Source organism: Enterobacteriaceae endosymbiont of Donacia sparganii, from assembly GCF_012569045.1.
In the GTDB taxonomy this organism is placed as follows: Bacteria; Pseudomonadota; Gammaproteobacteria; order Enterobacterales; family Enterobacteriaceae.
In genome coordinates this window covers 425566-437938 of sequence record NZ_CP046196.1, presented here as the reverse complement: position 1 = coordinate 437938, position 12373 = coordinate 425566, and the positions used below count along the sequence as shown (strand labels likewise).

10 protein-coding genes are annotated in these 12373 nt (G+C 17.0%); 6 read left to right on the top strand and 4 right to left on the bottom strand.

What is annotated here, in order from left to right; translation table 11 throughout:
• The first annotated feature begins 159 nt into the window (after positions 1-159).
• From aspS to ruvC, 3 genes are read left to right on the top strand one after another with little or no spacing between them, the layout of a single operon-like run.
• Positions 160-1908, top strand: coding sequence for an aspartate--tRNA ligase (gene aspS / locus GJT98_RS02115; protein WP_168821364.1), 1749 nt, complete (start codon positions 160-162; stop codon positions 1906-1908).
• 23 nt (positions 1909-1931) lie between these two features.
• Positions 1932-2651, top strand: coding sequence for a YebC/PmpR family DNA-binding transcriptional regulator (locus GJT98_RS02110; RefSeq protein ID WP_168821362.1), 720 nt, complete (start codon positions 1932-1934; stop codon positions 2649-2651).
• Between the two features lie 44 nt (positions 2652-2695).
• The gene (ruvC, locus tag GJT98_RS02105; protein ID WP_168821360.1) at positions 2696-3172 is read left to right on the top strand and encodes a crossover junction endodeoxyribonuclease RuvC; all 477 of its coding nucleotides are present in this window, start codon (positions 2696-2698) and stop codon (positions 3170-3172) included.
• A gap of 99 nt (positions 3173-3271) precedes the next feature.
• Here ruvC and crr read toward each other — a convergent pair whose 3' ends face one another.
• The 3 genes from crr to GJT98_RS02090 form a co-directional block, all read right to left on the bottom strand.
• Positions 3272-3781, bottom strand: a complete 510-nt coding sequence (gene crr, locus GJT98_RS02100; RefSeq protein ID WP_168821358.1) for a PTS glucose transporter subunit IIA — start codon at positions 3779-3781, stop codon at positions 3272-3274.
• 4 nt (positions 3782-3785) lie between these two features.
• Positions 3786-5519, bottom strand: a complete 1734-nt coding sequence (gene ptsI, locus GJT98_RS02095) for a phosphoenolpyruvate-protein phosphotransferase PtsI (protein ID WP_168821356.1) — start codon at positions 5517-5519, stop codon at positions 3786-3788.
• Between the two features lie 144 nt (positions 5520-5663).
• On the bottom strand, positions 5664-5918 hold the full coding sequence (locus tag GJT98_RS02090) for an HPr family phosphocarrier protein (protein ID WP_168821354.1): 255 nt from the start codon (positions 5916-5918) through the stop codon (positions 5664-5666).
• Between the two features lie 327 nt (positions 5919-6245).
• Between GJT98_RS02090 and lysA the strand changes: the two genes are divergently transcribed.
• Positions 6246-7523, top strand: coding sequence for a diaminopimelate decarboxylase (lysA, locus tag GJT98_RS02085; RefSeq protein WP_168821352.1), 1278 nt, complete (start codon positions 6246-6248; stop codon positions 7521-7523).
• A 38-nt stretch (positions 7524-7561) separates the two neighbouring features.
• Here lysA and GJT98_RS02080 read toward each other — a convergent pair whose 3' ends face one another.
• A complete protein-coding gene (locus tag GJT98_RS02080) occupies positions 7562-8248 on the bottom strand; it encodes a MutH/Sau3AI family endonuclease (RefSeq protein WP_168821350.1) in 687 nt (228 codons plus the stop codon).
• A gap of 72 nt (positions 8249-8320) precedes the next feature.
• Here GJT98_RS02080 and lgt point away from each other — a divergent pair, with 72 nt between their 5' ends.
• Both lgt and GJT98_RS02070 read left to right on the top strand, forming a co-directional pair.
• Complete coding sequence (lgt, locus tag GJT98_RS02075) at positions 8321-9184, top strand: prolipoprotein diacylglyceryl transferase (RefSeq protein ID WP_168821349.1); 864 nt, start codon at positions 8321-8323, stop codon at positions 9182-9184.
• Position 9185: 1 nt separating this feature from the next.
• The gene (locus tag GJT98_RS02070; RefSeq protein WP_168821347.1) at positions 9186-12368 is read left to right on the top strand and encodes an exodeoxyribonuclease V subunit gamma; all 3183 of its coding nucleotides are present in this window, start codon (positions 9186-9188) and stop codon (positions 12366-12368) included.
• Positions 12369-12373: the final 5 nt, after the last annotated feature.

Below are 12373 nucleotides of genomic sequence, written 5' to 3'. Positions count from 1 at the left end.
TAATAATTTTATTATATAATAATAACAAAAATTATAAAATAATAAAAATATAAAAATAGAATTATACATAAAAATTTTTTAATTAAAATATATTTTATATATAAATAATTTAATTATGATAAGTTATAAAATATTTTTTTTAGAAAAAAGGTTTTATAAATGAAAAATAAAATTTACTGTGGTGAAATTAATAAAAAATATATAAATAAAGAAATAATTATTTATGGTTGGGTAGAAAGTTATAGAAATTTAGGAAAATTAATTTTTGTTAATCTAAAAGATAGAGAAGGTGTTATTCAAGCAGTTTTTAAACCTCAATATAAAATAGCTTATAATATAGCTACTCAATTGCGTAATAATTTTTGCGTAAAAATTAAAGGTAAAATATTAGAAAGAACAGAAAAAAATAAAAATTTAAATTTATTAACTGGAGAAATAGAAATTATTGTATTTGATATATTACTCCTTAATAAATCTAAAGCATTACCTATTGATATTAATTCCGTTAATACAGAAGAAAACAGACTAAAATATCGATATTTAGATTTAAGACAAAGAAAAATGACTGAAATTTTAAAAAAAAGATCTATCATAGTAAGTTACATTAGAAAATTTTTAGAAAAAAACAAATTTTTAAATATTGAAACACCTATATTAACTAATTCAACACTAGAAGGATCAAGAGATTATTTAGTACCAAGTAGAATTAATAAACATAATTTTTATGCTTTACCACAATCTCCTCAAATTTTTAAACAATTACTAATGATTGCGGGATTAGATCGTTATTATCAAATAGCGAAATGTTTTCGTGATGAAGATTTACGTTCAGATCGTCAACCAGAATTTACACAAATTGATATAGAAATGTCTTTTACAAAATCAGTATTATTTCGATGTTTTATAGAAAAAATGATATTTAATATCTGGAAAAATATAAAAAACATATCTTTAAGTAAATTTAAAATTTTAACTTTTAAGCAATCAATGAAATATTTTGGTACAGATAAACCTGATTTAAGAAATAAATTAAAACTTATAGATTTAAGTAATTTTTTTATTAAAAAAAATATAAATAGAATAATTTCTATTTCTATTAAAAATAAATATTTATGTAATAAAAAAATACAAAATTTAATTAAATATATATATTATATTAAAAAATATGGGACAAATGATTTAAATATATTTCAAGTAAATCATAATAAATTAATTAATATATTTAATATAAAAAATATTTCTATTGAACATTTAAATCATAAAAAAATAAAAGATATTATTAATAAAAATAAATCTAATCATAATGATATTATTTTTATTGGAACAGAAATTATACATTATAATAATATATCTTCTATGGGATATTTACGTAAAAAATTAGGAAAAGATCTTAATCTTATTCAAAAAGATAAATGGTATCCATTATGGATTATTGATTTCCCATTATTTAAAAAAGATAAAATAGGTAACTTAGTTCCAATGAATCATCCATTTACATCTCCTAAAAATTATTCTGTAGATAATATGAATAATCTTTTAAAAAAAGATCCTTATCAGATATTATCTGATTCTTATGATTTAGTAATTAATGGCTATGAAATAGGTAGTGGATCTTCTAGAATAAATAATTATAAAATACAAAAAAAAATATTTGATATTCTTCAAATAAATAAAATTGTTCAAAAAAAAAATTTTGGTTTTTTTCTAGAAGCTCTAAAGTTTGGTACACCTCCACATATAGGCATAGCTTTAGGATTAGATAGATTAGTTATGTTATTAACTAATACGAATAATATTCGTGATGTTATTGCTTTTCCGAAAACAACATCAGCAAATTGTTTATTAACTAAAGCTCCTAATAAAATTAATTATCATCTTATAAAAGATTTAGGTTTATCATTTATTTAATAAAATTAAAGGAATATATTTTTATGTCTGGACATAGTAAATGGTCTAATATGCGTCATCGTAAAAAATTACAAGATAGTAAAAAAGATAAAATTTTTTCTAAGATTATTAAAGAATTAAATTCAGCTATACATACAGGACAAGGAATAAATCCTCAATATAATTCTAAATTACGTTTAATTATAGAAAAAGCATTATCTCATAATATGAGTCGTCTAACAATTAATAATATTTTAAAAAAACATATAAATAAAAAAAATGATAATAAATTAAAAGAAATTTATTATGAAGGTTATGGTCCTGAAAAAATTGCATTGATGATTAAATGTTTAACAAATAACAGTAATAGGACTACATCTTTTATACGTAATATTTTAAATAAAATTGGAGGTAGTTTAAAACAAAAAGGAACAGTTAATTATATATTTAAAAAACAAATACTAATTACTTATTTACATAAAAATAATTCAGATTATATTCTTAATATAGCAGAAAAATTAAAAGCAGATGATATTTTTTTTAAAAAAAAAAATATTCAAATAATGTTTTTAAAAGAAAAATATCAATTTCTTACTAAGAAAATAAAAAAATTAAAAATAAAACCAACAAAAATTGAATTATTTATAGAACCATTTATAAAAAAAAAAATAAATATTTTTACAAAAAATAAATTAATTAATTTATTATTTTTATGTAAAAAATGCGAAGATATAAAAAATGTATATCATGATGCCGAAATATAATAAAGAAATATTTTATTTATTTATAATTTAAAAGATTAAATATTATGACAATAATTTTAGGTATAGATCCAGGATCTAGGATTACAGGATATGGTTTAATTAAAAAGTCTAAAAATAAAATAATTTATATTGATAGTGGTTGTATTTTTACCTTAAAAATTAAAGATTTTCCTACAAGATTAAAAATAATTTATAATGATATAAGTAAAATAATAAAAAAATTTAAACCTGATAATTTTGCTATAGAACAAATTTTTATGGCTAAAAATGCTGATTCTGCATTAAAATTAGGACATGCAAGAAGTGCAGCTATAGTATCAGCTGTAAATCATAATCTTACTATTTTTGAATATTCAGCTAGTAAGGTAAAAATGACTGTAGTTGGTATAGGTAGTGCAAAAAAAAAACAAGTACAAGATACTGTTTTTATGTTATTAAAATTACCTTCTTATCCTAAAGAAGATGCAGCTGATGCATTAGCTATTGCAATCACACATAGTCGTATTTTTTATAAAATATAAAAAATATATAAAATTTTTTTATTAATTTAAAATATGTTAATATGACATTTTTTAATAATTAATTTATTGATTATTAAAAAATGCTTTTTTTAAAAAAAATTATTCTTTATAAACTTCTAATATAGGATCAATACCAGCAATAACATTTCCTGAATATTTTTTTATTTTATTAATTTCTTCAGTATTAGAAATAACTATAGGAGTATATATAGATTTAGCTGTTTTTTTCAAAAAATCTAAATCTAATTCAATAATTATTTCACCTTTTTTAACTATATTAGTTTTTTCAAAATTAAATCTTCTTATAAATCCTTTACCTTTTAAATTTACTGTATCAATACCAAAATGAACAAATAATTCAATTTTATTTGTAGTTTTTATAGAAAAAGCATGATTAGTTTCAAATATTTTACCAATTATTCCATTAACAGGAGAAACAATAATATTTCCAGTTGGATTAATAGCAATACCATCTCCTACAATTTTATCTGAAAATACAATATCAGGTACTTTTTCTATATTTATTATATTTCCTGAAATAGGAGCAAATATTTTAGTAATTTTTATTTTTTTATTTTTTTTTTTAAAAAAATTAGAAAAAATATTCATGATTCTACCTTTTAGAAAAATTATTTTTTTTATTAAATTCTAACAATAAATTTTTAATATTTTTAATTGTTGGTTGTAATAAAACATTATTAGCTAATTCTTTAGCTTTAACCATTTCTATATTACGAATAATATCTTTAATTTTTGGAATAGAAATTGAACTCATACTAAATTCATTTAATCCCATACCTAATAATACAGGAATATAACATTCATCACTTGCTAATTCTCCACACATTCCTGTCCATTTTCCTTCTTCATGTGAAGCATCTATCACTTTTTTAATTAAAAAAAATATAGCAGGATGAATAGGATTATATAAATGTGAAATTAAATCATTTCCCCGATCTACAGCTAATGTATACTGAGTTAAATCATTAGTACCTATACTAAAAAAATCAATTTCTTTTATTAAATAATTAGCTATTATAGCAGAGGCTGGTGTTTCTATCATTATTCCTATAGGAATTTTTTTATTAAAATCATATTTTTGATTTTGTAATTGTTTTTTTAAAAAATTTAATTCTTCTTTTAAAAATAAAACTTCTTCTACCGAAATAATCATAGGAAACATTATATGTAATTTACCAAAATTAGAGGCTCTTAAAATAGCTCTTAATTGCGAATGTAAAATATCTTTACGATCTATACTTATTCTAATAGCTCTATACCCTAAAAAGGGATTTTCTTCTTTAGGTAAATTCATATATGGTATTTTTTTATCGCCACCTATATCCATAGTTCTAATAATAACAGATTTATTATTCATATTTTTTGCTAAAGTCTTGTAAACATAAAATTGCTCTTCTTCTGTAGGTAAAGAAGTACGATTCATAAATAAAAATTCTGTTCTATATAAACCAATACCATCAGCACCATTTTTTTTAATATTTTCTAATTCTTGTAATGATCCTATATTTGCACATATTTTAATTTTACAATTATCTTTAGTTTTAGCTGGAAAATTACTAATTTTTTTTAATTTTTCTTTTTCTACTATATATTTATTAAATAATATTTTTTTTTCTTTTATTATATTAAGAGAAGGATTTATATAAATATTATTATTTATACTATCTAAAATAATATAATCATTTGTTTTAACTTTTGTAGTTATATTTCCAGTTCCTACAATTGCAGGTATTTCTAATGAACGAGCCATTATTGCTGTATGAGAAGTTCTACTACCTAAATCAGTAATAAATCCTAAAATTTTTTTTAAATTTAATTGAGCTGTTTCTGATGGTGTAAGGTCTTTTGCTATTAAAATTACCTTTTTATTTATTTCATTTAAATTAATAATATCTAAATTTAAAATATTTTTTATTAAACGATCACCTATATCTTTGATATCAATAACTCTTTCTTTTAAATATTGATCATGTAAATTTTCTAATATTTTAATTTGAGATTTTATTACAGAATCTACAGCAGCATCTGCTGATAAAAAATTATTTTTTATTAAAAAAATAATTTCTTTAGTCATTTCTTCATCTTGTAATAAAAGAATATGTCCATCAAGAATTAATTCTTTTTCAGAATTAAAATTTTCTAATGATTTTGTTTTTATATATTTTAACTGTTTTATAGATTTTTTTTGACTATTTAAAAATTTATTAATTTCTATATTTATTTGATTATCAGTAATTTTATTACGATTAATAATAATATTATCTATTTTTAATAAAAATGCTCTACCAAAAGAAATACCAGGAGAAGCTAAAATTCCTGAAATCATATTTTTTACCTCTATTATATAATAATTTTTATTTTAAACATTATTAAAATTATAATTTTAATAATTTTATTAAAATATTAATTACTTAAATTAATAAAATATTGTTTAAATTATTTTGATATTTTTAAAAATTAAAAAATTAATTTATAATTTTTGAATAATTTGAGTTAAATGTTCTATAGCATTTTTTTCATCTATTCCAGAAGTTTTTAAAGTAATTAAAGTTCCCTTAGTTAAACCTAAAGTTTGTATTTTAAATAAACTTTTAGCATTAACTGTTTTTCCATTAGATGTAATAGTAATATCTGATATAAAATTTTTAGCTTCTTTTACAAAAATTGCTGCTGGGCGAGTGTGAAAACCATGAATATTATGAATAATAATTTCTTTTTGTAACATTATTTTTCCCTAAATTTTAATATATTTAAAATATTTATATAATTAAAATAATAAATATTAATTCAATTTATAACAGATTAAATTATAATAAATTATTATAATAAATAATATATATAATTATTATATATTTAAAATATTTTATTTAATAAATAACATAGATAAATTATCTTGGCTACTAAATTAATTTAAGCTTTTATTAAAATTTTATTGGTATTTATTATTAAAATAATTAAAATTTTATGTAAAAATAAAAATTAAATATAATTTTTATTTATATATTTTTTTTAAAAAAATTTCTTATAAAATTTTTTTTAATAAAGGTAAAAAATGATAATACAAATTTTTGATAAAAAATTTAATAAAAATAATATTTCGATTAAAACTATATTATTTTTAATAAAAAAACATAAAACTCCATTTTGGTTATATTGTGCTGAAAATATAAAAAATAAAATTTTACAATTAAAAAAATTTGATATAATAAGATTTGCACAAAAATCTTGTTCAAATATAAATATTTTAAAATTAATGAGATCTGAAGGAGTTAAAGTAGACGCTATTTCATTAGGAGAAATAGAAAGAGCATTAATTGCAGGATATAATCCAAAATATATAAATGATATTGTTTTTACATCTGATATTTTTGATAAACAAACATTAAAACGTATTATTAAACTTAATATTACTGTAAATATTGGTTCAATAGATATGTTACATCAATTAGGTAATATCTCAAGAGGCCATAATATATGGTTAAGAATAAATCCTGGTTTTGGACATGGACATAATAAAAGAACAAATACAGGAGGAGAAACAAGTAAACACGGTATTTGGTATACAGATTTAAAAAAATCTATTTATTTTATAAAAAAATATAATTTAAATTTAATAGGAATACATATGCATATAGGATCAGGGGTTAATTATAAACATTTACAAAAAGTATGTGATTCGATGTTGTATAATGTAATACAACCTTATATGCCAAAAATTAATATTATATCAGCAGGTGGGGGTTTATCTATACCTTATAAAGAAAATGATATAAAAGTTAATACTAATCATTATTTTAATTTATGGAATAAAACTAGAAAAATCCTTAATAATTTTTTCAAAAAAAATATAAAATTAGAAATTGAACCTGGAAGATTTTTAGTAGCCGAATCAGGTATGTTAATTTGTCAAGTATGTGCTATAAAAAATATAAAAAAAAAAAAATTTGTCTTAGTAGATGCAGGATTTAATGATTTAATTAGACCAGTAATGTATGGTAGTTATCATTATATTTCAGCAATTTCTTCTAAAGGAGAAGATTTATCTAATTATCCTAAAATAAACACTATTATTGCCGGTCCGTTATGTGAATCAGGAGATATATTTACACAATTAGATAATGGTGAAATTTCTTTTTTTATGTTACCTATAGTAAATATTGGAGATTATTTAATATTTCATGATACTGGGGCATACGGAGCATCCATGTCTTCTAATTATAATAGTAGACCTTTAATACCAGAAATTTTAATTGAAAACAATATTCCTAAAATAATTAGACGTCGTCAAAAAATACAAGAATTAATTGATTTAGAATTATGTAAAAATTAATAATAAATTTTTTATATAAAAATTAATAAAATATTTTATTAAATATTATTTAAATTTTTTTTTAATAAATAATTTAAAAATTTTTTTTTAAAATATAAAGATCTAGGAATTATAGATATAATTTTACCAGTTTTATCTATAGTTTTAGTTAATTGTTTTTTATTTCCCTTATTTTTTACTAATAAAATATAACCATTATAAGAATTTATATTTTTTATTTCTCCTATTATTAATAATTTTATTAAATTATTCCAATCATAATTTAATTTTATTTTTTCTTTTACAGAAGGAACCCAAAAAAATGGCTTACCTATTTTTCTCATAGGTAAGGGAGTATTTATATTCTTAATTATAATAGGTATCCACAAGATTTTAGATATTTTATTATCTAATTTTTTTTTATAAAATAGTAAAGTATTTTTATTTATTAATGGAAAAGAACAAATAAAACAATCATTTATTATTTTATTTTTTTTATTTATAGTAATTGTCTTAATTTCTATACCAAGATATGGTATATCTTGATTTGAAAGATTATTATTTTGTTTTCCTATTAAATAAAATTCAATTAATTTACCTATTATTCCTTTATCTTGTTTAAAATTATTAAATATTTTATAATTTAACCATCTAGCAATATCTATTATAGAATATCCTGTTATTAATTTTGCTCTTAAAAATAAAATATTTTCATTAGGAATAATAGTAGAAAAAATTTCTTTCATATATATAAAATTTTATTTATAAATAAATATATTATATAATATAAGAATTAATTAAATTAATCTAGAATAAAAATGTATAAAAAATATTTTTTATTTCCAAATATAGATCCTATCTTTATTAGGATAAATAAAATTAATATTTATTGGTATGGAATAATGTATTTAATTAGTTTTATTTATATGATAAAAATATCTATTATAAGAAATAAAAACAATAAAATTGGAAATAAAGAAGAAATTTATAATTTATTATGTTTTTGTTTTTTAGGTGTATTATTAGGCGGAAAAATAGGATGTATATTATTTTATAATATACATGATTTTATTAAAAATCCCATTATTTTATTTAAAATTTGGGAAGGAGGTATGTCATTTTTTGGTGGTTTAATAGGTACTATTATAGTAATAATTTATTTTTCTTATATAAAAAAAAAAAATTTTTTACAATTAACTGATTTTATAGTACCTATGATTCCATTTGGAATTGGTATGGGAAGAATAGGAAATTTTATAAATAGTGAATTATGGGGTAAAGTTACAAATATGCCATGGGCTATTATATTTCCTAATTCAACAGAAAAAGATATAATTTATATACAAAAAAATTTAATATATCAAGATATATTTATAAAATATAGTAATTTACCAAGACATCCTACACAAATTTATGAATTTTTTTTAGAAGGAATAATTTTATTTTTAATCTTAAATATAATTTTTAAAAAAAATATTTTTATAGGATATAAATCTAGTTTATTTTTATTTTTTTATGGTATAATGAGATTTTTTATAGAATATTTTAGAGAACCTGATATTCAATTTAATTTTTTTTATAATTATATTAATTTAACAATTAATCAATTTTTTTCATTAACTATGATAATTATTGGAATAATTATTTTTTATAAAAAATTTATACAATTAAATATAATTTAATATGTTTACAATTTATTATTCAAATAAAATTGATATTTTATTAAATTTAATAAAAATACAAATTAAAAAGTTTCCTTTAAAAAATCCTTTAACATCAGAAATTATATTATATGATAATTATAAAAATTTTTCTAAATTAATAAAAATTAATTTTTCAAATATTTTAGGAATATATGGAAATATTAATTTTATCTCTCTTGATAAATTTATTTGGAATATTTTTATAAAAATAATACCTAATATATATAAAGATGATTTTTTATATAAAGAAAATATTACTTGGTTAATATCATTACTTATTCCTGATTTAATATATTCTACAGAATTTACAAATTTTACAAAATACTTTTCATATAAAATTAAAGATTTTAATTATTTATTTCAATTATCTACTCAAATATCTAATTTATATAATCATTATCAAAAATATAAACCAGAATTATTATTATTATGGGAACAGAATAAAGTTCTTTTATCATTAAAAAATAAACATCAAACATGGCAAGCTAAATTATGGAAAACATTATTAACATATTATAAAAATATTTTAAATAAAAAATTATGGTATTATGGTAAATTATATAATTTTTATCAAAAATATAAAAAATATAAAATATTTAAATATGATTTACTTCCAGAAAGAATATTTATATTAGATATACAAAATATTCCTTTAATACATTTAAAATTATTAAAAAAATTAGAAAAATATATAGAAATACATATTTTAGTATGTAGTCCTTCTAAATATTATTGGGATAATACACTAAAATATAAAAATTTTGATAATCAAAATATTAATTTTAATACATTATTATTTTCTTGGGGTAATTATCACTTAAATAATTTTAATAAATTAATAAATTTACCATCTAGAATTATTGAAACTTTTATAGAAAATGATAAAACAAGTTTATTAAATAATATAAAAAATGATATTTTATATATACATGAAAATAATTTAAGATTTAAAAATAAAAAAAAAATTAATTATTTAGATAAATCTATTCAAATAAATATTTGTGAAGATTTTTATACAGAAATTAAATTATTACGTAATAATATATTATTTACTTTAAAAAATAACCAAAATTATTTTTTACATGATATTATTGTCATATGTCCTAATTTAGAAATATATGTTCCTTTTATTAACTCAATATTTAAAGATATAATACCTATTAATGTTTATTCTAATCCAGATAAAATAAGAAATTTAGATATTTTAAATAAATTTTTATTCTTATTAAATTTACCTTATAAAAATTTAATTCCACAAGAAATATTTTTTTTATTAGATGATAAATATATATCTAATAAATTTTCTTTAAATAAAGAAAATTTGGAATATTTACATTATTGGATAAAAGATTTAGGTATAAAATATGGATTAAATATTAAAAATTTTAATGATATCTCTTTACCTAAAGATCAGTATACATGGAAATTAGGTATATATCGTATATTTTTAGGTTTTTCTTTATATAAAGATGCAGGTAAATGGAAAAATTTAATTCCATATAATATATCTACTGTATCATCACAAAAATTATTAGATAAATTTATTTGTTTTTTATTAAAATTAGAAAAATGGAAAATAAAATTAAATAAAAAATATTTTTTAGAAAAATGGAAAAAAAATTTATTAAATCTTTATCATGATTTTTTTCCAGAAAATAAATTTATATATAAAAATATATATTTCATATTAAAAAAATTTTTTTTATTTTTAGATCAAGGTTTAAATATAAAATATAAAAAAAAAATTTCTATTAAAATAATAATTCAAAAAATTAATTATTTAATTCAACAAAAACATCAAAAATTTTTATTTCATATAAATAAAATAAATTTTTGTTCTTTTAACATGTTTCAAAATATGTTATTTAAAAAAATTTTTATGATAGGAATGAGTAATGAATATTTTCCAAAAAAAAAATATCCAGTAATATTTAATTTAATAAAAGATTATCCTTATAAAGGAGAAAAAAATTATTTAGATGAAGATAAAAATTTATTTTTAAAATTAATAATTTCTACAGAAAATAAGTTATTTATTAGTTATACTAATAATAAAATGAATAATATTCAAAATAATTTATCTAATATAATTAATAAATTATTCTTATATATTTCTAAAAATTATTATATTAAAAATAATTTAATAAAAAATTGTCTTATTAAAAATTTTTATAGAAATTATCAAAATAGATATAATTTCTTTTTTAAAAAAGATAACAATATAATTGATAATTATAAAATTCATGGTTTAAAACCTATAAAAATTAATAAATTAAAAATCAATAATTTAATTAATTTTTGGAAACACCCAGTAAAAGGATTTTTTAATCAAAGATTAAAAATATATTTACAAGATTTAAATAATATAAAAATTTTTTGTAAAAATTCATTTAATATTAGTGCTTTACAAGAATATATTATAAATAAAAAAATATTATATACATTAATTTTAAATAAAAATATTAATCATTTATATAATTATTATTTAAATAATGGTATTTTACCTTATGGTCCTTATGGAGAAATATGGTGGGAAGAAAAAATATATAAAATAAATAAAAATTTTAATAATAAATTTCAAAAATATTCATATATAGAAAAAATATATAAAATTAATTTTAAAATTTTTAATATTAAATTAAAGGGGAATATTAAATATTTTAGTTATAAAAATAATTTAATTAAATTTGAACCCAAAATAATAGATATTAAAACTATTATTGATCTATGGATAAAATATTTAATTTTATGTGCAAATAATATTAATAATAAAAAAATAAATTTATTTATTTATGGTTTTAAAAATACAAAATATAATTTTAAATTTTTAACAAAAAATAAAGCTATTTTTTTATTAGAAAAGTACATCAATGGATATATTTCAGGTTTAAATAATCCTATATTATTACCGATGAAAAGTTCTTGGATATGGATAAATTATTGTTATGATAAAGAAAAAAAATGTATTAATAATGATTTTTTTATACAAGATCAAGCAAAAAAAAAATTTTTTTATTATTGGAATAAAAATAATATATTTATAAATGAATATAATGATCCATATTTTAAAAAATTAAATTTTTATCTAAATAAAAAAAAATGGTTAAAAACTATAAAATTAATAAAAAAATGGATGATTGATTTACTCTATTATAGTAATTAATTTTA